Here is a 25,479-nt window from a genome sequence, read left to right as displayed (position 1 = left end):
GGCGCGGCGGTCGTTTCCTGGCTTCATGCCTGTGCACGTCCTCGTTGAGAAAGGCCTAGTCGGTCTCAGGTGGTGCGTGGGGCAGGCGGTGCTCCGGCGTGGGCGGATCACCGGCATCGTGATGGTGTGGATGTTCCTGGGGCAGGCGATCGTGCTGATCCGGGTGCTGGTCCCGGTCATCCCGGCGCTGCTCCCGGTCCTCCCGGACCAGGCCGGAGCCACCGGACGTGAAACCGGCCCGCTCGCCCTTGGGACCCTTGGTCCGCTCTTTCGGCGCCCCCACGATGCCCTCAGGTGCGCCGGGGGACCGTCGTGTGGGCCCCTGCTTGCCGCTCTGCTTGTTGGGCGCCCCGATCACGCCGCGCTGCCCGACCTTGCCGGGTGTCCTCTGGTTGCGATCGGGTGTTTCCTTCTGGCCGCCGATGACGTTCCCCTTGGGAACCCGGGACGTGGGACCGCCCGTCTGGCTGGTGGGCCTGCCTCCGACCACACCGCCCTTGCGGACGGCTCCGGCGCTCGACGACTTGGCGTTGCTCGCGGCGCGCGGGGTGCCGCCGCTCACGCCGCCCCTGCCCATCGGCATGCGGCCGGTCGAGCTGGTGCGACCGGACGCGTGCATCTGGTTCATCGCCTGCCGGCTCATGTTGTTGGCCGCGCGTCCCGCGCTCGTGGTGCCCTTTCCAGTAGCGGTGTCCCGGACCGAACCCCGGGCCTGGGGTGTCGTGTTGGTGTTCCCCACGGCCCGCACGGAGCCGTTCTTGATCGGGTTCTGGTTCACGAAACCCTGGGCCGTCGGCAGCGGAGGCTGCTGTGTCGGGCTGGTCGGCGGGGTGTGCGTGGGAGTCTGGACCGTGTCAGTCGGCGGGGTCGGAGGCAGGGTCGCGACGGTGTCGATCTTCATGCCCACGTCGGGACGGTGCTGGTCGGTGATCTCGCCGTGCACACGCAGCTGATGATTGCTGTCATCGGACACGTGCCCGGTCGACCGGTGCACGGAGGCATCAACCTGACCGGAGCTTCCGAGGGGGCCGGTCCGGCCCGTGCTCGGAGGATTTTCAATAGAGCCGGGCGTCGGCTTCGGCACCCCCACATCCGGCATCGGCTCGAACACAGGCGGCTTCTGCTGTGCCAGCGCCCCGCTGGTGACCGTGTAGAACGACGACAGCCGGTTCATCTGGTTGATGGCCTCCTGGCGGTGGCCCTCTACCTTGACTGCCTCGTCGTAGTCGGGGTTCCCCTCGACCCGTGCGGGCGCCGGGATGTCCGCGACCTTCTTCTTGTGCGGCCGGGTGTCCTTCGGCGGCATGGAGCTGCGCACCGAGGAGAGGCCGGAGCCCGCCGCGGTGATCTGCAGTCCCGCGCCGTCGGCGTAGTCCGCGAGGGCCTGGGTGTTCTTCACCAGGTTGAGGCCCCAGGTACGGAAGGCGGTGCCGGAGTCACCGTGCCAGTCGACGTTGTCGATGTGGCCGTTGAGCTCCCCTGCGGCTTCCCTGATGGCGTCGCGGGCGCTGAAGAGGGCCTGACCGGCGTTCTCCAGGTCGCTGGGCTTGGTGTTCTCGACCAGGTCGATCATGGCGTTGAGCTCGTGGCCCTCGAAGTCGCTGCGACCGATGTGGAGATGCCCGCCGCCGAAGAAGCCGGAGAGCATCCGCAGAGCCTGGTTGCTCGCATCCGTGACGCTCACTTCGCTCTGGGCGCGCTGGACGTCCTGCGCGTGCTCCCCGTGGGTGTTGTGCCCTCCGTGGGTCATGAGTACCCCGTTCCGGAATGCTTGTCGTCGCTGTGGCCCTGCGGCTTCTCAGGCTGCTGCGGCGGCTTGTTGTCCTCGTAGATCTGCGCCTGCAGAGTATGGAACCTCCGCCGCAGGTCCTCGTCCAGATTGTCGAAGCCGACGTCCGCGCCGTGCACGGCGATGCCCATGGCCTCGATCTGGTGGCCGAGCGACTTGGAAAGCGTGGTGAGCTGTTCGTGTACGCGGTTGTACTGGTGGAAGAGGTCGTCCGCCTCGCCGAACGCGCCGCTTCCGCTCAAGGACGCCCGCGAGATCCGCTGTTCGCCCACTTTGCCCGAGCTGCCCGCCGAGCCCTCGAATTCGCTGAGCAGCTTGTCCACGCGCCGCTTGAAGATCTTCAACGCCTCTGCGCCGCGCTTCAGGTCGGCGCCACCGCCCGCATCCGCAGGAAGCACTGGACCTTCCCTCCCCGTTGTGTTTCCCCTGTACCGGCCCTGCCGGTCCCCCGGCCTGACTGGCAACACTGCTACTAACCGCGCCTTTATTACTGTAGTCAACAGGTAGAACCGGGCCAACAGAGCTTTGTGCCAGGTCAGTTACGGCTCCACCACATCGGGGCGGACTATCCCCCCATTACCCTCATTTCCCCCGCCCTGCGGACCTCGTCACGCGGGCGCCTCTCAGATCAGCGCGCGGGCAACATTACCCGGACCCTCTGACAACGGCTCACGGACTGTCGAGAAACGTCGAGAAACACCGTCCCCGGCCGCCACAGCGGTTACCCCTGACCCCGGATCCTGCGCCTGCGCCGCCGCGCGTCACGTGTCGCGACGCCGGTACCGGCCAGGGCCGCCACCAGGACCGCCGCGCCGACGGTCACGTACGTGCCCAGGCGGGCGTTGCGCTCGGACTCCGTCTCGCCCAGGTGGAGCGGGGCGGGGGCGGGGGCCTCGGCGCGGGCGAGGCCCTCGTGGGCCACGGGCTCCTCGATCTTGTGGTCGTCCTCGGTGAGCGCCCGCACCGGGTCGACGACGCCCCAGCCGACGAGGCGGTCGCGGCCGCTGAAGGAGCGTTCCGCGGTCTGCTCGATCTGGGCGATGATCTCCTTCGGTGTCCAGTCCCCGTGCTTGGCCTTGATGAGCGCCGCGACGCCCGCCACGTAGGGGGCCGAGAAGCTGGTTCCGTCGTCGGAGCAGTGGCCGCCCTTGGGAACGGTGGAGATCATGTCGACGCCCGGCGCGGCCACGCCCACCTGGTAGTTGGACTGGGAGAACTGGGCCCGTTCGTTGTTGCGGTCCGAGGCCGCCACCGCGAGGACGCCGTCGTAGGACGCGGGGTACGTCTTCTTGACGTTGCCGCCGAGGCCGTCGTTGCCGGCGGACGCCACCACGACGACTCCGGCGGCGATGGCGTTCTTCACCGCCTGCTCCAGATCGGTGCCGCCGGCGATGGCGTTCGTGGTGTCCTGCGAGATGTTGATGACGTCGGCCTTCTTGCTGACCGCGTAGTTGATGGCCGCCGTCAGGCTCTTGGTGTCGCCGTTGCCCTCCGCGTCGTTCTGCTTGATCGGGATGATCGTCGCGTCGGGGGCCAGCCCCACGAAGCCGGTGCCCTTGTAGGGGCGGGCGGCGATGATGCCGGCGACCTTGGTGCCGTGGCCGACGGTGTCCGTGGTGCCCTGGCTGTTGCCGCGGTCGATGGTCTCGCCCTTGTCGTTCTTGGGGGGCAGGTAGTTGTGCCCGTCTCGGGCGTCCACCGCGTGGGCGAGCTGCGGGTTCTTCGTGTCGACGCCGGTGTCGATGACGGCGACCCGGACGCCCTTGCCCCTGGACTGCTGCCACAGCTCGTCCAGGTTCACCCGTTGCAGGGCCCAGGGCTTTCCCGCGTACTCCTTGTTCGGGAAGGAGCACTCGCCGGAGTCCGCGACGGCGGGCGCACCGGTGGCGGTGAGCAGGCCCGTGGCCATGGCGGTGGCCAGCAGGGCGGCCGCCACCGCCCGGATCGGAGCGCTGCGGCCGGGCGCCGGCCGCCGGAAGCGTGCGTGGGTCATGGGTGGCCGCCTCACGAGCCCTGAGGCTGGCAGGCCGCCGACGGCGAGAGCCGCGGGCCCGTCGGCAGGAACTCCGACCAGGCGGCGGGCACCGGCGCCGGGGTGACGTCCCCGTAGCCCAGCCGGGTCTGGGACTCCTTCTCCGGGGGCTGCTGCTGGTCGTTCTTCTTGCCGGACTCGCCGATGCCGCAGTCGGCCGTGGCGCTGTCGCCGTTGCTCTGGAGCGCGTAGCGCAGACCCGTGTCGGTCACCAGGAAGACCGCGCCCGCCTTGGTCTCGGTGTTCTGGAACTGGCGGTAGAGCTGGCCGGAGCCGGGGGTGACGTAGGCGCTGCTGGAGCCGGTGGCGAGGGTGGCGGGGAAGGCGGTGCCCGCCCACGTGCTGAGGGTGGTCCTGCCGCCGTTGCCCGCGACGGAGCGCATCACGTTGCAGACGGTGTTGCGCGCGCCGTTCTCCGTGCTCGGGGTGTTGGCCACGTTCGGCTTGTCCTTCGGCCAGTTCAGGTCGCTGCCGAACTCCGTGTCGCTCGGCGTGAAGGAGCCGCGGTTGACCTTGATCGCCTGACCGGTCGTCATGACCTGGGAGAGATCCGGGTCCTGGAGGAGCAGGTTCGCCATGAAGTCGGAGATGGGCTCCACCTTGCCCGACTCGACGAGGTAGTAGCGGAGCACTCCGCCGTCCAGGGCCCGGAGGATCGTGCCGACCCTGTTGGCCTGGTCGTCGAGGGTGCCGTCGACCCCGGCCGCGCTCCCCACGCCGTTGATGGCGGGGAACTCGATCTTGCTGCCGTTGTGGAGTGTCTTCAGCCAGTCCTCGGAGACCTGCTGGGGCTCGTGTCCGCTGGGCACGACCGCGCCGACCAGGTTGTCGTCCTGGTCGAGCGGGTAGGCCGTGCCGCTCTTGTCGACCACGTACCGGGTCTTGTCCGGTGCGGGCCCCTGCACGTAGAGGAGGTCGCCGCCGGTCAGCCGTCCGGGGCCGTCCACGCGCTTCTCGTCGCGCTTGGCGAACACGAACGCCGCCTTCTGGATCGCGTCGCCGTCCCCGGGGCGCTGGCAGACGGCCCAGCGCTTGGCCGCGCCCGCCTCGGCCGGGTCGGGCAGGCGGTCCGGGGCGTAGGGGATGCCGATGGTGACGCCGTGCGGGACCTTGCCGCTGTCGAGGACGGACTCGTCGACGTTGACGACCTGGCCCTTGTCCTGGTCGAGCAGGAGCTTGGCGGAGGCCATGTTGAGCACGGGGTGCAACTGCGCCTTGTTCTTGGTCTTCAGGACGACGTAACGCGTCGTGGACTTGCTGGCGATGATGACCTTCTCGCCCGGGGTGTCCCAGCCCTGCGGGGCCGTGGGCTTGAGCATGCCCCACGCGCCGAAGCCGGCCATGATCACCACCGCGATGATCACGCCGGGCACCAGGGCCCGCAGCGGGCGGGGCGCGCTCTCCTCGGAACCCGTGGCCGAGGGCTGCACGAAGGCGGCCAGCATGCGGCGCTTCGCGAAGGTGTACGCGTTGAGTTCGTCCCGTCGTGATGCCATGAGTGTCTGCCGCTCCCCCTTGCTCCCGTGCGGCGCCCGTGTTCCCTACGGCGCCGGCGGCACCGTATCCGGAAATCCCGTGTGGCGCCGGGAAGCTGCCGTCCCGTCCCCGCCTCTATTGTCGGACCGGGCCCCTACTATGCCTGGTGAACGACCGCTCGTGTCAGGCGGGTAGGGTGCGGGATTCGAAAGCGGCCTGCATGCAACAGCGTTCGGACGTAAACGGACGGAATTCGGGGGTTTGACGCAGTGACTTCCGCTACGCCGGCTCGACCGCGGTCGAGGAGCCGGTCCGCGGCGCGGGGCTCAGGGCCCGGACGCGGGCCACGGCCCGCCGCGGCGCCCCCGGCCTCCGCGTCCTCCACCCCCGCCGCCTTCCGGCTCACGAACCGCTCGGGGCAGTTCATCTCCTTCCGGTTGCAGCAGATGGTGCTGCTGGAGCTGGCGATGGCCGTGCTGCTGGGCGCGTGGGTGGCGGGCGCCCTCATGTTGGTGCCCGGTGTCGTGATCGCCGCGGTCCTGGTGCTGCTCGCCGTGGCGCGCCGCCGCGGCCGTTCGCTGCCCGAATGGCTCACCACCGCACGCGGGTTGCGCGCTCGAAAGCGCCGGGCGAAGAACACGGCCATACCGCCCGGCACCGAGCCCGGCTTCGCGCCCGCCGTGGAGTGCGACCCCGCGCTGCGGATCTACGCGTACGGCGGCAAGGACCGCCACACGGTCGGCATGGTCGGCGACGGCACGTTCCTGACGGCCGTCCTCCAGGTCGAGTCCGACGCCACGGCGCTGCGCAACGAGCGCGACCGGCGTCCGCTGCCCCTGAAGCTGGTGCGGGAGGCCATGGACGTCGACGACATCCATCTGGAGTCCGCCCAGGTGGTGCTGCACACGCAGCCCGCGCCCGCGCTGCACCTTCCGCAGGAGTCCGTGGCGGTCAGCAACTACGCGCCGCTGCAGGCCCAGACGGGCGCGCCCGCGGTGCGCATCACGTGGATCGCGCTGAAGCTCGACCCGGAGCTCTGCCCGGAGGCGGTGGCGGCGCGCGGCGGCGGGATCACCGGCGCACAGAAGTGCGTGGTGCGCGCGGCGGACCAGCTCGCGAGCCGCCTGACCGGCGCCGGTTTCCGCGCCACGCTCCTCACGGAGGAGGAGCTGGCCGCGGCGATCGCCACCTCCGCGTGCGCCAACCCGATGGTGACGGCCCAGGCAGGCCGGGCGGAGGCCCCGCAGCGCAGGACCGAGGAGACCAGCCGCACCTGGCGCTGCGACAACCGCAGGCACACGACGTACTGGGTGCGGCGCTGGCCGCAGCTGGGCGGCTCGGCCGGGTCGCTGCCGCAGCTCGTCGCGCTGATCACGGCGATACCCGCGCTGGCCACCACGTTCAGCATCACCCTGAGCCGTGGTGAGCACCACGAGATGACGGTCCGTGGCTTTGTGCGCGTGACCGGCCGCGGCGACACCGAGCTCACCGCCGCCCGGCGCCGCCTTCAGCAGGCCGCGCGGCACACCCGGACGGGACTGGTACGGCTCGACCGCGAGCAGCTCCCCGGTGTGCTCGCCACCATGCCGCTGGGAGGCACCCGCTGATGGCCATGACGACTCCGCCCGCGCAGGGCGGCATGGGCGCTCCGGTGACGACCGCCCCGGCGGGCCAGCCGGGGCACTGGGGCGGCGACGCGCCTCTGGGAGCCGCGGCGCAGGGCATGCCCGCCGGGCAGGGGGCCGACTTCCGTGGCCGGCTGCGCGCCGGATTCGGCCTGATAGGCCCGCGGAACGGCCGCCATGCCGTCTCCGCGGAGGACGTGGACACGCTGGCGCTGCCCGTCGGGGACGACGGCGTGGTCATAGGGGTGGACGCGCAGTCCCGCCCCGCGGTGCTCGGGCTGCACCGCCCGACGCCCTACGACATCCTGCTGATCGGCGGCCTGTGGACCGCCCAGGTGCTGGCGCTGCGGGCCGCGGCGACGGGTGCGCGGGTCGCCGTCGAGACCGGCCGCGCCGGCGACTGGACGGCGCTCGCGCACGCCGCGGGCGGTGCGCAGCAGATCATCACCCTGCACGACGTCGGGCGGGTACCGCCGCTCGGCCCGTCGGCGGGCAGCCCGGTGCTGGTGGTGCGGGACTGCGGGATGCAGCCGCCGCGCGGCCGCGTGGTGTCCGGGCCCTGGCAGTCGGTGCTGACGCTGCTGCCCTATCTGAGCCCGGTCGCGCCCCGGTTGATGCGGCAGACGCGGCTGGTGGGCGTCCAGCGGCTGTCGCCGGACGAGTCCAGCAAGCTCGGCCGGCTGCTGACGCTGCCCGTCGCGGACGTCGAGTCGCTGCCGACGCTCGCCGACGGTGTCACCCTTTGGTGTGCGGGCCGGGACCGCCAGTACGTGATGACGCAGGCCACCGACGCCGAGACCGGATTGTTGGGTATGCCCCGCCGGATGGACCGGACGTAGGGATTTCCTCCCTTGCTCGGCGTTTGGGGGCATTTCCCGGGCGCGTTGGGAAGCACCCGGGCGCATTCGGGCGCGGTGCGGTGCGCCGCCCCGGCGACGGGGTGGCCGACGGGCCTGCCGTATGGGCCGCCGTGGTGATTAGGCTGGGTCTTGGGGCACCCTCGGCGCGCCCGCGGGCCGGACGGTCCGTGAGCGAGTGGGTAAGGGTGTTCCAGGGGGAGTGCCGCCCGGACCGCAACGGTCCGGCACGGTGTCGAACGACCGCGGTCGTCAGGGTCGCGGACAGGTGCACACGGCTTCGAGGACGCGGACAGCTGGTGCCGTCGGATACACGGCAGTTGAGGTCGGCGGAGACGGTCGCCCCAGAACGGTACGAGGGTGTTCGACCACACCAGGAGGAATTGTGAGCAGCGATCGGGACGGTATCCGCGGGGGCTGGGAGTCACCCGACGATGACCAGTCCGACGCCGAGTCCGCCTTCGAGGCGACGGGAGAGTTCACCATCGACTACGCCCCGCCCGCCTGGTACACGCAGAACGCGTCGCCGAGCTCGCAGGACGCGTCGTCGGCTCCGGGGTCGTCACCCACACCGCCGGGAGCGACACCGGCTCCACCGGCCGGCTCGGCGCAGCCTCCGGCGCCCGGCGGCGCCCCGGTCGATCCGCAGTGGGGGGCGGGGGGCGGAACCCCCGGCCAGGGCACGGCGGCACCGTCCGGCTACGGCTACCCGGCGCCCGGCTCGGGATACGGGCCGGGGACCACCCCGCCCGGCGGCACGGGATACGACTCCGGTTCCGGCTCCGCGCCCGGGGCGCCCGCGAGCCCCTGGGGCGACTCCGCCGGGCACGGCACCGGGGCACAGCAGAGCGGCGGATACGGTACGGGCCCGGGGAGCGCCTACGGCTCGGGCACGGCGTACGAGAGCCCCGCCGGGGGCACGGCGTACGGGGCGGGTTCCCCCGGTTCCGGTTACGGCACGGGCAGCACCCCGGGCGAGGGCGGCACGGGCGCGGCCGGCGGCCAGGAGGGCTCCTCCTGGGACACCGCGGGCGGTGACGACGTGGAGAGCCACAGCACGATGCGGATCTCCTCGGCGGCGCTCAAGCGTGAGCTGGCCCAACTGGCCACCCAGCACAGCGCCTCCGCCAAGGCCGGCGGCAGCGGCGACGGAGATGCCTCCGGAACGGGCGCGGACGCCACGAGCGAACCGGGCAGCGGCACCGGCACCACGGGCACGCCCGCGGGTGGCACCACCACGTCGGGCGGCCAGGACTCGCCCGGCTCTCCGGGCACCTCGGGCTCCACGCATTCCGCCGGCCCTTCCTCCTCCCAGGGCTCCCCGATCGTCTGGCCGCCCGAGACGGATCCCGACTATCCGCGCACGTCCCTCGGCTCCAGCCAGGGCGTCAACACCCCTGCCACCCCGCCGGGGGGCACCGCACGCTCCGGCGAGCCGTCCTCGTCGGACGGCGACTCCTCCGGGGGCAGCTCGCCCTGGTCCACTGGCCCGGAAGGCGGTGCCGGCGGGACCTCGGACACCGGCGCGCAGTCCGGCACGGACCACGGCAGCACCGGCAGCGGCACGGGCTCCGTCGCGGTCCCGCACGGCGACGGCACGGGCACGGGCGGGGCGCGTCCGGACGCGGACGACGGCACCGGAGGCCAGGACATCTCGAACACCGGGGCGCACTCCGGGGAGGTCGCGACCGGTGCGGCCGGCGCGGAGAGCACCGCGGACGGTGGCACGGACGGTGGTGTCCAGGGCAGCGTCGCGCCCCCGAGCGCCGGACGCGAGCAGGGCACGGCGCCCGGCGGCGCCGCGGGGCCCGGCGCGGACGCCGCCCAGGGCCGGCCCGCTCCCTGGACTCCGCTGCCGGGGCAGCAGGGCGGGCTGCCGCCGCTGCCGCCCTCCTTCGAACTCGCCGCGCCGGCCGCCGCGGACCAGTGGTCCGCGACGCCGCAGGAGCCCGGCCGGCCCGGGGCCCAGACGCCACCCGCCGGGCAGGCACCGGGCGCGCAGCAGCCCGCGCCGCCGGCCTGGCCCAACTCCACGCCCGGCGGACCGCCCACGCCCCCGGAGGGGCAGCAGGGCGGCTACGGCTTCCCGCACCAGGGTGGCCCCACTCCCCCGACGGCTGGTCAGCAAGGCGGCTACGGCTTCCCCCAGCAGACCGGCCCCACACCCCAGACGCCCGGCCAGCAGAGCGGCTACGGCTTCCCCCAACAGGGCGGGCCCACTCCCCCGCCCGCGCAGACCCCGCCCGGCGGCTACGGCTTCCCGCAGCCCGGCGCACCCGAGTCCGGGCAGGCGCCGGGGGCACCGCAGCCGGCCCCGGCACCGGGCGGCTACGGGTTCCCGCAGCAGCCGGGCCCCGCGACCCCGCCGGCCCCCGGCCAGCAGGGTGGTTACGGCTTCCCGCAACAGGGTGGTCCCACGCCCCCGCCGCCCGGCCAGCAGAGCGGCTACGGCTTCCCCCAGCAGGGCGGCCCCACACCCCAGACGCCCGGTCAGCAAGACGGCTACGGCTTCCCGCAGGGGCCCGGGGTGCAGGACCCGAGGAGCCCGGCTCCGGCGCCCCAGCCGGGGGCACCCGGCGGCCAGGGCCCCGTTCCGCCCCAGGGTCCCGGCGCCCCCGTTTACCAGCAGCCGCCCGTGGGCCAGCCCGCCGCGTTCCCGCCCGGAGCGCCGGCCGGACCCGGTGCGCACGGCGGACCCGGAGCGCCCGGTGCCCCGGGGGCTCCCGGCACCCCGTACGCACAAGGCCGGGGCGGCCCGGCCGGCGCCCCGCCCCACCCCGGCCAGCAGCCTCCGGGCCAGCCCGGTGCCCCAGGTGCACCGGGTGCCCCCGGACACCCGGGGATGCCCGGACAGCCCGGCCCCCAGGACCCCGGTGCGGCGTACCCGCAGGCGGTGCAGCACGACCAGCGGCAGCCCACCAACCCGGGCGCCCCGCTCGGCTACACCGCCGCGGTGGAGCTGTCCTCGGACCGGCTGGTCAACGCCAAGCGGCAGAAGGCGAAGAGCGGGCGGCCCGTGGCGGGCGGCTCGCGGTTCAAGCTCGGCGGCAAGAAGGAGGAGGCCGAGCGGGCGCGCAAGCTGGAGCTGATCCGCACCCCGGTGCTGTCGTGCTACCGGATCGCGGTCATCAGCCTCAAGGGCGGTGTCGGCAAGACGACCACCACCACGGCGCTCGGCTCGACGCTGGCCATCGAGCGGCAGGACAAGATCCTCGCCATCGACGCCAACCCGGACGCCGGAACGCTGGGCCGCCGGGTGCGCCGCGAGACCGGGGCCACCATCCGCGACCTGGTGCAGGCGATCCCGTACCTCAACACGTACATGGACATCCGGCGCTTCACGTCGCAGGCCGCCTCCGGCCTGGAGATCATCGCGAACGACGTCGACCCCGCGGTCTCCACGACCTTCAACGACGAGGACTACCGGCGGGCCATCGACGTGCTCGGCCGGCAGTACCCGATCATCCTCACGGACTCCGGCACCGGCCTGCTCTACAGCGCCATGCGGGGCGTGCTGGACCTGGCGGACCAGCTCATCATCATCTCCACGCCGTCCGTGGACGGGGCGAGCAGCGCCTCCACGACCCTCGACTGGCTCTCCGCGCACGGGTATGCCGACCTGGTCTCAAGGTCGCTCACGGTGATCTCCGGCGTCCGCGAGACCGGCAAGATGATCAAGGTCGAGGACATCGTCAGCCACTTCGAGACCCGCTGCCGGGGCGTGATCGTCGTCCCCTTCGACGAGCACCTCTCGGCCGGCGCCGAGGTGGACCTCGACATGATGCGGCCCAAGGTGCGCGAGGCGTACTTCAACCTGGCGGCGCTGGTGGCCGAGGACTTCGTGCGGCACCAGCAGGCCCACGGCCTGTGGACGGCGGACGGGAACCCGCCGCCGCAGGTGGCGCCCCCGATGCCGGGCCAGCAGGCCCCCGGCCAGGGCGACTGGCAGCAACAGGGCCACTGGCAGCAGCCCGGCTACGGCTACACGCAGGGCCCCCCGCAACCGGGCACGCCCCAACCGGGGCCGCCCCACCCCGGCGCTCCGGGCCCCGGCATGCCCCCGCCCCAGGGAGCCGCCCTGCCCCAGCAGCCCGGCGCACCCGGTCCGGGCGTGCCGCAGGGCTGGACCCAGCAGCCTCCGCAGGGAGCCGGCCAGTAGGCGAACCGGGCCCCGCGAGGCCACGGCAAGGCGACACGCGAGGCTGCCGCAAGGGGTTGCGCAGGCCGCCGCAAGGGGCCACGCGAGACCGTCGCGACGGGAGCATCCGGTGCCCCGGTCCGTGCCACCGTGAGCACGGCCGGGGCACCGGCGCGTTCGGATGCACCCGCCCGGCGTACGCGCCGCCCGGGTGACCGCAACCTCCCGGACCGCCCGATTGTCTACACCGCCGTAACACGAAACCGACCCATGGCCCGGACCAGGGGACAGGTCGACCGCCAGGCGCTGGCCAGGTCGTTTTCACCGGTCTTGACCAATGGGTGGCAAATCCCGTCCAACTCGTGATTTCCGCAGGCCACATGGGGTCAACCAAGCGTTGACTCGCGCAGACCCGCGCTGATAAACACACTCATCAACCCAGCTGGCGCACCATGATCAAGAAGGCCATCTCTGCGCGAGCGACAAGGCGAGGTCAGCGACTCATGGACAGACTCGAGAACAACGGCCGGCGCTCGCCCGGTCGGCACTCGGACGGCGGGCGCCCGTTCGGTCCCGTGCCCACCACATCGGCGGCAGCCCTGGCCCGGCGCGGCTTCCGCGCCCGGCACCGGCTGGCGGCCGCGGCCGGCGCCGGCGCCCTGGCACTGACGGCGGCGCTGGCCACACCGCTGAACCCCGCGCCCCAGCAGGCCGCGGCGGCAGACGGCGGCGGCAAGACCCTCACGGTGGCGGTCGCCCAGAGCGTCGACTCGCTGAGCCCCTTCCTCGCGGTGCGCCTGGTCAGCACCAGCATCCTCCGGTTGCAGTACGAGTACCTGACCGACTACGACGCCAAGGACGCGCACGCCATCCCGGGCCTCGCGACCAGCTGGAAGCCGTCCGCGGACAAGCTGACCTGGACGTACACCATCCGCAAGGACGCCAAGTGGTCGGACGGCAAGCCGGTCACCGCCGAGGACGCGGCCTGGACGTACACCAAGATGATGACGGACACCGGCGCCGCCACCGCCAACGGCTCGTACGTCGGCAACTTCAAGTCGGCGACCGCGGCGAGCCCCACCAAGCTCGTCATCACGCTGAAGAAGCCGCAGTCCACGATGGAGGCCATCGACGTCCCGATCGTGCCCAAGCACGTCTGGCAGAACGTCAAGGACTTCACCAAGTTCAACAACGACCAGAAGTTCCCGATCGTCGGCGACGGCCCCTTCACCGTCACCGACTACAAGGCCGACAGCTACGTGAAGCTCAAGGCCAACAAGGACTTCTGGCGGGGCGCGCCCAAGTTCGACAACCTCGTCTTCAAGTACTACAAGGACAACGACGCCGCCGTCGCCGCCCTCCAGAAGGGCGAGGTGTCGTTCGTCCAGAACCTGACGCCCGCCCAGTCGGCCTCCCTCAAGAGCGTCCCGAACGTCAAGGTGAACGACGCCCCCGGCCGCCGCTTCTACGCGCTGGCCACGAACCCGGGCGCCCGGTCGAAGGACGGCAAGAAGTTCGGCAACGGCGACCCGTCGCTGCTGGACGAGCGGGTCCGGCACGCCCTCTTCATGGCCGTCGACCGCAAGACGCTCATCGACAAGGTCTTCCAGGGACACGCCGTGGACGGCGAGGGCTACATCCCGCCGCGCTTCTCGACGTACTACTGGAAGCCGACCACCAGCCAGGAGATGGTCTACGACCCGCAGAAGGCGGGCCAGCTCCTCGACCAGGCAGGGTACAAGAAGAACTCCGCCGGCAACCGGGTCGGCAAGGACGGCAAGCCGCTGAACTACCGCATCCTGTGCCACGCCACGGACCCGCAGGACAAGGCCGTCGGCAAGTACCTCAAGGAGTGGTACGGCAAGCTCGGCATCGGGCTCACCGTCGACTGCCTCGACAACGTGACCGACCCCTGGCTGGCCGGTGACTACGACCTGGCGTTCGACGGCTGGTCGGTCAACCCCGACCCCGACTTCGTCCTGTCGATACACACCTGCGCCGCCCTCCCGGCCACTCCGAAGGACACCGGCGCCACCGACAACTTCATCTGCGACAAGAAGTACGACGACCTGTACGCCAAGCAGCTCGCCGAGTACGACCCGGCCAAGCGGGCCGATCTGGTCAAGCAGATGGAGTCGCGGCTGTACGACACCGGGTACATGAACGTCATGGCGTACCCGAACGCCATGGAGGCCTACCGCACCGACCAGATCAAGTCGATCACCACCATGCCCGCCGGGGCCGGCAACATCTACGGCCAGGACGGCTACTGGAGCTGGTGGTCGGCGACGCCGGCGGACTCCTCGGACTCCTCGGGCGGGTCGGGATCCACCGGTGTGGTCATCGGTGTCGTGGTGGCCGTGGTCGTCGTCGCCGGGGCCGGGGTGTTCTTCTGGATGCGCCGGCGCTCCACCGCCGAGGACCGTGAGTAGCCGGCGGGCCCGCGCGCCACGGCGCGCGTAACGTCATGGACGACGCGACACAGGGGGCCGTCAGACCGGGTCCCGGGAGAAGACCGAATGGCATCTGAGAGCACCCCGGCGCTCGCCGGGGGCACGGCGGACGTGGCGGAAGGCGGTCCGGCCCAGGCCGGGCCGCCGGCCCGCGGCCTGCGTGCACGAGGCACCGCCGGATATCTACGCTATGTCGCGGGCAAGCTGGTCGGCGCCGCCGTCTCGCTGCTCGCCGTCCTGGTGACCGGGTTCTTCCTCTTCCGGCTGATCCCGGGCGACCCCGTCAAGTTCATGACCGGCGGCCGGCAGGTCTCGGCCGAGCAGCTGGCGGCCTACCGCCGGGAGTTCGGTCTCGACCTGCCGCTGTGGCAGCAGTTCACGGACTACTGCGGCAAGGCCCTCACCGGCGACCTGGGCACCTCGTACCAGTTCAACACCCCCGTGATCGACAAGATCTCGGAAGCGCTGCCGAACACGGTGCTGCTCACGGGCACCGCGTTCATCCTGTACTCGCTGATCGGCGTGGCCCTCGGCACCCGGACGGCCTGGCGCAGCGGCGGGGCCGGGGACCGGTTCCACACGGGTCTCGCGCTGACGCTGTTCTCCGTGCCGTCGTTCTGGCTCGGGCTGATGCTGATCATCGTGTTCTCGGTCGGCATGGGCCCGATCCCGGGCCTCTTCCCCACCGGGGGCATGGAGTCGGGCAGCGCGCAGGGCTTCGGGCACGTCATCGACGTCGTGCACCACATGATCCTGCCCGTGATCACCCTGGTGGCGGTGCAGTACGGCGAGACGCTGCTCGTCACCCGGTCGGCGGTGCTCGACGAGATGGGCAGCGACTACCTGACGACGGCCCGCGCCAAGGGCCTGAGGGACGACATGGTGCGCCGCAGGCACGCCGTGCCCAACGCGATGCTGCCGACGATGACGCTGATCTTCGTCAACCTCGGCCGGGTGGTGGCGGGCACCGTCCTCGTCGAGACCGTGTTCTCCTGGCCCGGCCTCGGCGGGCTGTTCTACGAGGCGCTGAGCGTGCCGGACCTGCCGCTGGTGCAGGGCTGCTTCCTGGTGTTCTCGGCGGCCGTGATCCTGATGAACACCCTCGCCGACCTGATCTATCCGCTGCTCGATCCCCGGGTGGGCCGATGACGACCGAGACGACCACCACCGCGCCGCCCGACCCGGCGCCACCCGCGTCCCGGAGCCCCCGGGCGCTGGCGTGGCAGCGGCGGCGGCGCTCCGCGGCCCGCTTCTGGGCGCAGTACCGCACCCATCGCGCGGGCATCGTCGGGCTTGCCGCGCTGGTGGTCTTCGCCGTGGTCGCGCTGACCGCACCGCTGACCATCGGCTCCGACGTGCAGAGCGTCACCGGGGCGCCCGGCAAGCCGATGGAGGGGCCGAGCGGGCAGTTCTGGTTCGGCACCGACCAGTACGGGCGCGACCTGTTCGGACTCGTGCTGTGGGGCTCGCGGGTCTCGCTGCTGGTGGGTCTGCTCGCGGCGGTGCTCTCGGTGGCGATCGGGGCGCTGGTCGGCATCACCGCGGGCCACTTCCGCGGCTGGTACGCCACCGTGATCATGCGGGTCACCGACTGGTTCCTCGTCATGCCGACGCTGGTGCTCGCCATCGCGCTCGCGACCGTGATGTCCCGGTCGCTGAGCACCATCATCCTGGCGATCGGCGTGACGACCTGGCCGACCACCGCGCGCCTGGTGCGCGCCCAGACCCTCGCCGTGGAGTCCCGCCCCTACATCGAGCGGGCCAAGGCGCTGGGCGGCGGGCACTGGCACATCATGTCCCGCCATGTGCTGCCGAACGTGATGCCGCTGGTGCTGGCGCAGACCACCCTCGGCATCTCCACCGCGATCCTCTCCGAGGCCACGCTCGCCTTCCTGGGCCTGGGCGATCCGACCACCACCTCCTGGGGCGGCCTGCTGCAGGACGCGCGCGAGGCCGGGGCCGTCAGCTCCGGCCACTGGTGGTACCTGGTGCCGCCGGGCCTGGGGATCGCCGCCGTCGCGCTGGCGTTCACGCTGTGCGGCCGCGCCGTGGAATCCGTTCTCAACCCCAAGCTGGGGGTGGCCCGATGACCGGCACCAACGCGACCGGCACCGCCGGCGAGCGGCGCGACACGGGGTCCGCCGGCGCGGACGGCACCCTGCTGGACGTGCGGGACCTCCACGTGACGTACCCGGGCGGGGCCGCGGCCGTGCGGGGCGTGAACCTCTCCGTGGCGGCCGGGCACAAGCTCGGCATCGCGGGCGAGTCCGGCTGCGGCAAGTCCACGCTGGCGATGGCGCTGCTGCGGCTGCTGCCCGCGGGCACTCGCGTGACGGGGCAGGTCCTGCTGGACGGCGAGGACGTGCTCGCCATGCGGTGGGGCCGGGTGCGGGCGGTGCGCTGGGCGGGGGCCTCGATGGTCTTCCAGGGCGCCATGCACTCGCTGAACGCGGTCCACCGCATCGGCGACCAGATCGCCGAGCCGATCCTGCTGCACAAGCAGGCCACTCCGACCGCGGCCAAGCGCCGGGCCCGCGAACTGCTGGAACACGTCGGGCTGCCCGCGGCCCGCGCCGACGCCTACCCGCACGAGCTGTCCGGCGGGCAGCGGCAGCGGGTGATGATCGCCATGGCGCTGGCCTGCGACCCCCGGCTGATCATCGCCGACGAACCGACCACCGCGCTCGACGTGATGATCCAGGCTCAGATCCTGCGGCTGATCGAACGGCTCGTCGCGGAGCAGGACATCGGCCTGATCATGATCAGCCACGACCTGGCGGTGCTCGCCGACACCTGCGACCGGCTCGCCGTGATGTACGCCGGCCGGGTGGTCGAGGAGGGCCCGGCCCGGCAGGTCTACGAGGACGCGCGGCACCCGTACGGGCAGGCGCTGTCGTCGGCGTTCCCGCGCATCGGCGACGCCTCGTCGCGGTTCGCCCCGCGCGGGCTGCCCGGCGACCCGCCGGACCCGGCGGCGCTGCCGTCCGGCTGCACGTTCCATCCCCGCTGCCCGGTGGCGCTGGACTCCTGCGCGGTCGACGACCAGCCCCTGCGGGACGCGGGGGCGGGCCGGTCGGCGGCGTGCGTGCATGTGGAGGGCGGAGCGGCCGCGGGTGACGGTGCGCCGGGCGCGGCGGCGGAGGATGACACCGCGTCCGGTGAGACGGCGCCGGAGAGCGGCTCGGAGGCCGATGCGGCGCCTGACGGCGGCGGGTCCCCGGGTGACGCGCAGGAAGAAGCGAGGAGCAGCACACCATGACGACCTCCGGCTCCCCCGGCCCGGCCGACTCCCTGGACGCGGCGGGTGCCTCGACGTCCACCGCGGGCGACGGTCCTGCCGACCTCTCCGGGACCGGGGCGCCCGAGACGGCCGCACCCGAAGCGGGCGCGTCCGGCTCCGGCGGACCCGCGGGCACGGCCGCCGCGCCGCTGCTGGGCGCCGCCGATCTGCACGTCGCCTTCCCCGGCCGGCACGGGGCGGCTCCGGCCCGCGCCGTGGACGGGGTGGACCTCGACATCACGCCCGGCGAGATCGTGGCCCTGGTCGGCGAGTCCGGCTGCGGCAAGACGACGCTGGCCCGCTCGCTGCTCGGCCTTGAGCGGCCCACGTCCGGCCGGGTGACGTTCGCCGGGAAGCCGCTCGACTACACGTCGGCGGCGCTCAAGAGGTACCGCAGGCGTGTCCAGCTTGTCCTCCAGGACCCCACCGGCTCGCTCAACCCCCGGCACACGGTCTACGACGCGGTGGCCGAGGGGCTCAGGATCCACGGCACGACGGGGAGGTTCCCGGACGAGAGCAGCGCGGTCGCGGACGCGCTGGCGCGGGCCGGGCTGCGGCCGCCGGAGCGGTTCTTCCTGCGGTACCCGCACGAGCTGTCCGGCGGGCAGCGGCAGCGGGTGGTGATCGCCGGTGCGCTGGTACTGGAGCCGGAGCTGATCGTCGCCGACGAGCCGGTGGCGTCGCTGGACGCCTCGGTGCGCGGCGAGATCCTCGCACTCCTCCTGAAGCTCCGTGACGAACTGGGGCTCGCCGCGCTCGTGGTCACCCACGACCTCGGCCTCGCCTGGAACATCGCCGACCGGGTGGCCGTGATGTACCTGGGCCGCATCGTGGAGACGGGTCCCGTGGAGCAGGTGCTGACGGCGCCCCAGCACCCGTACACGCAGGCGCTGCTGTCGGTGCTGCCGGAGGCGGACGGCGAGGAGGTCGTACTCACCGGGGAGCCCCCGGACCCCTCGCGGGTGCCGGGTGGGTGCCGGTTCCACGCACGGTGCCAGGTCCTGGCGAGCGGGGCGGCCCTGCGGGCCGGGGTGGCCGACGCGTGCCGCACCGAGGACCTTCCGGTGCTCAACGGTTCCGGGGCGCCCCAGGTGGCGTGCCACTGGGCTGCCGCCCGGACCCGGTCGTAGGGCGCGGCCCCTTCAGGCCGGTGACGATCTGACGTCCCCCACCGCCTGAAGGGCGTGGGAGGTGCCCCCAGTCGTGGCTTGTCGCGCCCACGCGGCGGAGCCGCACATCGACACAGCCCCGCGCCCCTTAGGGAACCGGGGCACGGCCCCACGTACGGTCGCGCCCCGAAGGGGCGCGGGGAACTGCGCGAGCAACCATCCACCCACCGGTGGTCCGGACACGACAGAGACTGCCCCCTCGGGCCGGTGGCAACCTGACGTCCCCCACCGCCTGAAGGGCGTGGGAGGTGCCCCCAGTCGTAGCTGGTCGCGACGTTCCGCGCGCCCCCTTAGGGAACCGGGGTTCCCGAACCCGATGGCCCCCCGCGCCTAGCGGGCGGTGTCGTACGCCTCGACGAGTTCCCGCGACCGCTTCACGTCGTCCCCGATCGCCTCCAGCAGCTCCTCGACGGAGTCGAACCGGGCCTGGCCGCGGACGAAGGACAGGAAGTCGACGGCGACGTGGAGCCCGTAGAGCTCCAGGCCGACGCGGTCGATGGCGTACGCCTCGACCGTGCGTTCCGTGCCGTCGAACTGCGGGTTCGTGCCGACGGAGATCGCCGCGGGCATCGCCTCGCCCTGGGCGAGCAGCCACCCGGCGTACACCCCGTCGGCGGGGATCGCGGTGTGCGGCAGCGTCTCCACGTTGGCGGTGGGGAAGCCGAGTTCCCGGCCGCGCTGAGCGCCGCGCACGACCACGCCCTCCACGCGGTGCGGGCGGCCGAGGATCTCCGCGGCGCCCGCCACGTCGCCGGCGGCGATGAGCCGGCGGACGAGGGTCGACGAGAACGGCTCGCCGCCGCCCGCCTCGCCGTGCACGAAGAGGTCGACGACCTCGACCTCGTAGTCGTAGGTCTTCCCGAGGTCGGCGAGCACGCGGACGTTGCCCGCGGCGCGGTGGCCGAAGCGGAAGTTGGGACCCTCCACGACCGTCTTCGCGTGCAGCTTGTCGACGAGCGCCTTCGCCACGAACTCGGCCGGCGAGAGCTGGGAGAACTCGGTGGTGAAGGGGAGGACAAGGACCGCGTCGACGCCGAGCTCCGCCATCAGCTCGGCGCGCCTGTGGTGGGCGGCGAGCAGCGGCGGGTGGCTGCCGGGGCGGACCACCTCGCTGGGGTGCGGGTCGAAGGTGACGACGACCGAGGGGACGCCGAGCTCGCGGGCCCGCTGCACGGCACGGCCGATGATGAGCTGGTGGCCGCGGTGCACTCCGTCGTAGGAGCCGATGGTGACGACGCTGCGCCCCCAGTCCTGGGGGATGTCCTCCAAGCCACGCCAGCGCTGCACGGTGTCGCTCCTTGGTCGTTTGCTCATCGCTTGCTCGGCGAACCCCGCGCCGCCGGGGGCGGTCAGGAGGCGGACGGCCCGCCCTCGAACCCGCCGGTTCCGCAGGTCCAAGAGTGCCATGCCGGACGCTTCCGGCATGCATCGGCATGGGACGCGGGGCCCGCGCTGTGACGCGTTGCACGTACCGCGTCACGTCCGGCCGTGCGCGGCGCGTCACCCTCGCCGCCGGGGAACACGCGGCGCCTCACCCCTCGCCGCCGGCGAACACCACCAGGCTCTTCGCCCGGCCCTTCAGGTCCTCCACGAGTGCCAGCAGCCGCCCTTCGGGGTCGAAGACGGCGACGGGCCCGGCCTTCTCGTACATCGGGGGGAGGTCGATCCGCACGCCGTTGCGCAGCAGGCCGGCGCGGCGGGCGTCGACGTCCCAGCGGGGGAACGCCTCCGCGGCGGCGTCGGCGATCGGCAGCACGGTCAGGTCCTGCTGGTGCTGGTCGAGCGTGCGGGCCGCCTCGAGACCGTAGGGGCCCACGCGGGTACGGCGCAGGGCGGCGAGGTGGCCTCCGACGCCGAGCGCCGCGCCGAGGTCGCGGGCCAGGGACCTGATGTAGGTGCCGGACGAGCAGACCACGGAGACCAGCAGGTCGAGCACGGGTGCGCCGTCCTCGGTGGTCGTCTCCCTGCGGTCGTGCAGGGCGAAGGAGTAGACGGTGACGGGCCGGGGCGGCAGGTCGAAGTCCTCGCCCTCGCGAGCCCGCTTGTACGACCTCTTGCCGTCCACCTTGATGGCGCTGACGCGCGGCGGGACCTGCATGATGTCGCCGGTCAGCTCGGCGATCCTGTCGTCGATGGCGTCCTGGGGCAGGCCGGTCGGGTCGGTGGCCGCGGTGACCTCGCCCTCCGCGTCGTCCGTGACGGTGTCCTGGCCGAGCCTGATGGTGCCCAGGTACTCCTTCTCGGTGAGGGCGAGGTGGCCGAGGAGCTTGGTCGCCCGCTGCACGCCGAGCACGAGCACACCGGTGGCCATCGGGTCGAGCGTGCCGGCGTGGCCGACGCGGCGGGTGCCGGCGATGCCGCGCATCTTGGCCACCACGTCGTGCGAGGTGAAGCCCGACGGCTTGTCGACGATGACGAGGCCGTCGGGCACGGGGTGCGTACGGCTCATTCCGGGGCGTCGCCCCTCGGCCTGGCGTGGGACGCGGCGGTGCCGTCGCCCGCGGCCTCCGCGCCGCCTTCTTCCTCGTCGTCGGAGGGCTTGCGGTACGGGTCGGACTCGCCCGCGTACCTGGCACCCGCGGAGACCTCGCGCACCCGGGCGTCGGCCGCACGCGCCTTGTCGAGGAGGTCCTCGATGGTGCGGGCGTTGTCCGGGAGCGCGTCGGCGACGAAGGCCAGGGTGGGGGTGAACTTCACGCCCGCGGCCTTGCCGACCTCGGAGCGCAGCACGCCCTTGGCGCTCTCCAGGCCCGCCGCGGCGGCCGCGCGGTCCTCGTCGTCGCCGTAGACGGTGTAGAAGACGGTCGCCTCCCTGAGGTCGCCGGTGACCCGGGTGTCCGTGATGGTGACGTGCGAACCGAGCCGCGGGTCCTTGATCCCGCGCTGCAGCTTCTGGGCCACCACCTCCCGGATGAGGTCCGCCAGCCTTTTCGCTCGCGCGTTGTCGGCCACTGGTCCGTCTCCCTTTTCTCTTTCCTCGTTGTCTGCTGTGCGCGGGGCCCGGCGCCCGCCGTGCGCGGCGGGGCCTTCCGGCCGGTGGTCAGTCCTCGTCGCCGTGGAAGCGCCGTCTGGTGGAGAGCAGCTCCACCTCGGGCCGGGCGGCGACCAGTCGCTCGCAGCGGTCCAGTACGTCCGTGATGTGTCCGGCGTCCCCCGAGACGACCGCAAGGCCGATCACCGCTCTGCGGTGCAGGTCCATGTGGTCGACCTCGGCCACGCTCACCGCGTACTTGCGCTGCAGTTCGGCGATGATCGGGCGGACGACGGAGCGCTTCTCCTTCAGCGACCGCACGTCGCCCAGGAGCAGGTCGAAGGAGAGAGTCCCCACAAACATGTGTATGTCCGGATGTCCCGCCGGTACGGGATCGTCACTCCCGCCAACGGCCTGGCGGGAACATCAGCACCGTACACGGCACGGCCGGGGCCGATCGACGGGAATTCCGCCCGTCGACCGGCCCCGGTGCCGCCGCTGTCAGACGCGCGGCTTCTCGCGCATCTCGTAGGTGGCGATGACGTCGTCGATCTTGATGTCGTTGAAGTTTCCGAGGTTGATACCGCCCTCGAAGCCTTCGCGGATCTCGGTGACGTCGTCCTTGAAGCGGCGCAGACCCTCGATGTTGAGGTTCTCCGCGACGACCTTGCCGTCCCGCAGCACCCGGGCCTTGGTGTTCCGCCGCACCTCGCCCGAGCGGATGAGCACACCGGCGATGTTGCCCAGCTTGGACGAGCGGAAGATCTCGCGGATCTCCGCGGTGCCCAGCTCCGCCTCTTCGTACTCGGGCTTGAGCATGCCCTTCAGGGCCGCCTCGATCTCCTCGATCGCCTGGTAGATGACCGAGTAGTACCGGACGTCCACGCCTTCGCGCTCGGCCATCTGCGTCGCGCGCCCGGCGGCGCGGACGTTGAAGCCGATGACGATGGCGTCGGAGCCCATGGCCAGGTCGATGTCCGACTCGGTGACCGCACCCACACCGCGGTGCAGGACGCGGATGTCGACCTCCTCGCCGACGTCGAGCTGGACCAGCGAGGACTCCAGGGCCTCGACGGAACCGGAGGCGTCGCCCTTGATGATGAGGTTGAGCTGCTGCACCTCGCCTGCCTTGAGCACCTTGTCCAGGTCCTCCAGGGAGACCCTGCGGGTGCGCTTGGCGAACGCGGCGTTCCGCTCGCGGGCGGCGCGCTTCTCGGCGATCTGACGGGCCGTGCGGTCCTCGTCGACGACGATGAAGTTGTCGCCGGCGCCGGGGACGTTGGTCAGGCCGAGGACCTGGACCGGCATGGACGGACCCGCCACCTCGACGTTGTTGCCGAGGTCGTCGAGCATGGCGCGGACCCGGCCGTAGGCGTCGCCCACGACCATGGTCTCGCCGACCCGCAGGGTGCCGCGCTGCACGAGGACGGTCGCGGTGGCGCCGCGGCCCTTGTCCAGGTGCGCCTCGATCGCGATGCCCTGGGCGTCCTGCTCGGGGTTGGCGCGCAGGTCGAGCGCGGCATCGGCGGTGAGGACGACGGCCTCCAGGAGGCTGTCGATGTTCAGGCCCTGCTTGGCGGAGATGTCGACGAACATGGTGTCGCCGCCGTACTCCTCGGCCACCAGGCCGTACTCGGTCAGCTGACCGCGGACCTTGGTGGGGTCGGCGCCCTCGACGTCGATCTTGTTGACCGCGACCACGATCGGCACGTCGGCCGCCTTGGCGTGGTTCAGCGCCTCGATCGTCTGGGGCATCACGCCGTCGTTGGCCGCGACCACCAGGATGGCGATGTCGGTCGACTTGGCACCGCGGGCACGCATGGCGGTGAACGCCTCGTGACCCGGGGTGTCGATGAACGTGATCCGCCGGTCGTCGCCGTTGACCTCGGTGGCGACCTGGTAGGCACCGATGTGCTGGGTGATGCCGCCCGCCTCGCCCGCGATGACGTTCGTCTTGCGGATGGCGTCGAGGAGGCGGGTCTTGCCGTGGTCGACGTGACCCATGACGGTGACCACCGGCGGGCGTGCGACCAGGTTCTCCTCGCCGCCCTCGTCCTCGCCGAACTCCAGGTCGAAGGACTCGAGCAGCTCGCGGTCCTCCTCCTCGGGGCTGACGATCTGGACGGTGTAGTTCATCTCGTCGGCGAGCAGGTGGAGCGTCTCGTCGGTGACCGACTGGGTCGCGGTGACCATCTCGCCGAGGTTCATCATGACCGCGACGAGCGACGCCGGGTTGGCGTTGATCTTCTCCGCGAAGTCGGTGAGCGACGCACCGCGCGACAGGCGAATGGTCTCGCCGCCGCCGCGGGGCAGCATCACACCGCCGACGGACGGGGCCTGCATGGCCTCGTACTCCTGGCGCCTCTGCCGCTTCGACTTGCGGCCGCGACGCGCGGGACCGCCGGGACGGCCGAAGGCGCCCTGCGTGCCACCACGGCCACCGGGACCGCCGGGACGGCCGCCGAAGCCGGGACGGCCACCGCCGCCACCGCCGAAACCGCCGCCACCGCCGCCGCCACCGGGGCGACCTGCGAAGCCGGTACCGGGACGACCGCCGCCGCCACCGCCACCGGGACGGCCTGCGAAGCCGCCGCCACCGGGACGGCCACCGCCGCCACCGCCGGGACGACCGCCGCCGCCACCGCCGGGACCGCGGCCGCCGGGGCCGCCGCCACCGGGACGCTGACCCGCGGCCGGGCGCTGCGGCATCATGCCCGGGTTCGGGCGGTTGCCACCGGGGCCGCCACCGGGACGCGGGGCCTGCGGGCGGGGCATGCCGCCCGGGGTCGGCCGGGGGCCGCCGGGACCGGGACGGGCACCGCCCTGGCCGGCACCCTGCGGGCGCGGGCCGCCGGGCGCACCGGCTCCGCCGGGACGCGGCGCGCCACCGGGCCGGGGCGCCTGCGGGCGCGCCATGCCGGTGGAACCACCGGAGGTGAAGGGGTTGTTGCCCGGGCGCGGGCCGGATCCGCGGCCACCGGGACGCGGGGAGGGGGCGCCGGGACGGGCCTGGCCGCCGCGGCCCTGGCCGGGTGCGGCCGGCCGGCCGCCACCGGGCTTCGGGGCGCCGGGGCGCGCCGCGCCGCCGGACCGCGGACCGCTGGGCGCGGCCGGGGCGGGCCCGGACGCGGCTGCCGGCGGGGCGGTGAACTCCGGTGCCGCGGGGGCCGCGGGCGCCGGCTTCGGGGCCGGCCGGGGACCCGGCGTGGGCCTGGGACCCGGTGCGGGGGCCGCCGCGGGACGCTCCGGTGCCGCGGGGGGCTGCTCCGCCGCGGGACGCGGCGCGGGCTTCGGGGCGGCCGGACGGGCCGCCTGCGGCCGGGCCGGTGCGGGCGCTCCGGGCTTGGGGGCCGCCTTCCTGGGTGCTCCGGGCTTGGCGGAGGAACGACCGGAGCCGTTTCCGTTGCCGCCGCCCTGCTGGAAGGCGTCTGTCAGCTTGCGTACTACGGGCGCCTCGATCGTCGAGGACGCCGAACGGACGAATTCACCGAGTTCCTGGAGCTTGGCCATGACGACCTTGCTCTCTACACCGAACTCCTTGGCGAGTTCGTATACCCGGACCTTAGCCACTTCGCTCCTTTTAGGTCCGGGTTACCGCCGGACCGTCGCTACTTCATGGGCGTACTCATCGCGTACTCATCGAGTGCTCATCGCAATCTCGACCTACTTCCAACTCGCGAGGTACCAGG

Annotated in this window: 17 protein-coding genes; 8 read left to right on the top strand and 9 right to left on the bottom strand. The window is 72.8% G+C overall.

What is annotated here, in order from left to right:
• Positions 1-55: 55 nt before the first annotated feature.
• The 4 genes from Sm713_RS09555 to eccB form a co-directional block, all read right to left on the bottom strand.
• The gene (locus Sm713_RS09555) at positions 56-1,750 is read right to left on the bottom strand and encodes a WXG100 family type VII secretion target (protein WP_212909211.1); all 1,695 of its coding nucleotides are present in this window, start codon (positions 1,748-1,750) and stop codon (positions 56-58) included.
• Positions 1,747-2,187, bottom strand: a complete 441-nt coding sequence (locus Sm713_RS09550; RefSeq protein WP_212909210.1) for a hypothetical protein — start codon at positions 2,185-2,187, stop codon at positions 1,747-1,749. The genes Sm713_RS09555 and Sm713_RS09550 overlap by 4 nt, the downstream gene beginning before the upstream one ends.
• Positions 2,188-2,510: 323 nt before the next feature.
• The gene (mycP, locus tag Sm713_RS09545) at positions 2,511-3,782 is read right to left on the bottom strand and encodes a type VII secretion-associated serine protease mycosin (protein ID WP_212909209.1); all 1,272 of its coding nucleotides are present in this window, start codon (positions 3,780-3,782) and stop codon (positions 2,511-2,513) included.
• An 11-nt stretch (positions 3,783-3,793) separates the two neighbouring features.
• Positions 3,794-5,317 (bottom strand): type VII secretion protein EccB, encoded by a 1,524-nt coding sequence (gene eccB, locus Sm713_RS09540; RefSeq protein ID WP_212909208.1) that lies wholly within the window; start codon positions 5,315-5,317, stop codon positions 3,794-3,796.
• Positions 5,318-5,566: 249 nt separating this feature from the next.
• Here eccB and eccE point away from each other — a divergent pair, with 249 nt between their 5' ends.
• The 8 genes from eccE (at position 5,567) to Sm713_RS09500 (ending at position 18,780) form a co-directional block, all read left to right on the top strand.
• The gene (gene eccE, locus Sm713_RS09535) at positions 5,567-6,904 is read left to right on the top strand and encodes a type VII secretion protein EccE (RefSeq protein WP_249416193.1); all 1,338 of its coding nucleotides are present in this window, start codon (positions 5,567-5,569) and stop codon (positions 6,902-6,904) included.
• Entirely contained in the window at positions 6,904-7,761 is an 858-nt protein-coding gene (locus tag Sm713_RS09530) for a hypothetical protein (RefSeq protein ID WP_374195973.1), read from the top strand. Before eccE ends, Sm713_RS09530 begins: the two co-directional genes overlap by 1 nt.
• A gap of 403 nt (positions 7,762-8,164) precedes the next feature.
• On the top strand, positions 8,165-11,938 hold the full coding sequence (locus Sm713_RS09525) for an SCO5717 family growth-regulating ATPase (RefSeq protein WP_249416192.1): 3,774 nt from the start codon (positions 8,165-8,167) through the stop codon (positions 11,936-11,938).
• Positions 11,939-12,420: 482 nt separating this feature from the next.
• Complete coding sequence (locus Sm713_RS09520) at positions 12,421-14,349, top strand: ABC transporter substrate-binding protein (protein ID WP_212909207.1); 1,929 nt, start codon at positions 12,421-12,423, stop codon at positions 14,347-14,349.
• A gap of 87 nt (positions 14,350-14,436) precedes the next feature.
• The gene (locus Sm713_RS09515; RefSeq protein ID WP_212909206.1) at positions 14,437-15,519 is read left to right on the top strand and encodes an ABC transporter permease; all 1,083 of its coding nucleotides are present in this window, start codon (positions 14,437-14,439) and stop codon (positions 15,517-15,519) included.
• Positions 15,516-16,460 (top strand): ABC transporter permease, encoded by a 945-nt coding sequence (locus Sm713_RS09510; protein ID WP_212909205.1) that lies wholly within the window; start codon positions 15,516-15,518, stop codon positions 16,458-16,460. Before Sm713_RS09515 ends, Sm713_RS09510 begins: the two co-directional genes overlap by 4 nt.
• Positions 16,457-17,629 carry an ABC transporter ATP-binding protein gene (locus tag Sm713_RS09505; protein ID WP_212909204.1) on the top strand — a complete coding sequence of 391 codons (1,173 nt, stop codon included), beginning with the start codon at positions 16,457-16,459 and terminating at the stop codon, positions 17,627-17,629. Before Sm713_RS09510 ends, Sm713_RS09505 begins: the two co-directional genes overlap by 4 nt.
• On the top strand, positions 17,626-18,780 hold the full coding sequence (locus Sm713_RS09500) for an ABC transporter ATP-binding protein (protein WP_212909203.1): 1,155 nt from the start codon (positions 17,626-17,628) through the stop codon (positions 18,778-18,780). The genes Sm713_RS09505 and Sm713_RS09500 overlap by 4 nt, the downstream gene beginning before the upstream one ends.
• A gap of 369 nt (positions 18,781-19,149) precedes the next feature.
• Here the strand turns inward: Sm713_RS09500 and Sm713_RS09495 are convergent, their stop codons facing one another.
• The 5 genes from Sm713_RS09495 to infB form a co-directional block, all read right to left on the bottom strand.
• Entirely contained in the window at positions 19,150-20,106 is a 957-nt protein-coding gene (locus tag Sm713_RS09495; protein WP_212909202.1) for a bifunctional riboflavin kinase/FAD synthetase, read from the bottom strand.
• 244 nt (positions 20,107-20,350) lie between these two features.
• The gene (truB, locus tag Sm713_RS09490; protein WP_212909201.1) at positions 20,351-21,268 is read right to left on the bottom strand and encodes a tRNA pseudouridine(55) synthase TruB; all 918 of its coding nucleotides are present in this window, start codon (positions 21,266-21,268) and stop codon (positions 20,351-20,353) included.
• A complete protein-coding gene (rbfA, locus tag Sm713_RS09485) occupies positions 21,265-21,771 on the bottom strand; it encodes a 30S ribosome-binding factor RbfA (protein ID WP_212909200.1) in 507 nt (168 codons plus the stop codon). The genes truB and rbfA overlap by 4 nt, the downstream gene beginning before the upstream one ends.
• Before the next feature lie 88 nt (positions 21,772-21,859).
• Positions 21,860-22,153, bottom strand: a complete 294-nt coding sequence (locus tag Sm713_RS09480; protein ID WP_212909199.1) for a DUF503 domain-containing protein — start codon at positions 22,151-22,153, stop codon at positions 21,860-21,862.
• A gap of 138 nt (positions 22,154-22,291) precedes the next feature.
• Complete coding sequence (infB, locus tag Sm713_RS09475) at positions 22,292-25,360, bottom strand: translation initiation factor IF-2 (protein ID WP_212909198.1); 3,069 nt, start codon at positions 25,358-25,360, stop codon at positions 22,292-22,294.
• Positions 25,361-25,479 lie beyond the last annotated feature (119 nt).

The organism is Streptomyces sp. TS71-3 (assembly GCF_018327685.1).
In the GTDB taxonomy this organism is placed as follows: Bacteria; Actinomycetota; Actinomycetes; order Streptomycetales; family Streptomycetaceae; genus Streptomyces.
The sequence above is the reverse complement of the archived record's forward strand: the minus strand, read 5'-3'. Positions and strand labels throughout refer to the sequence as shown.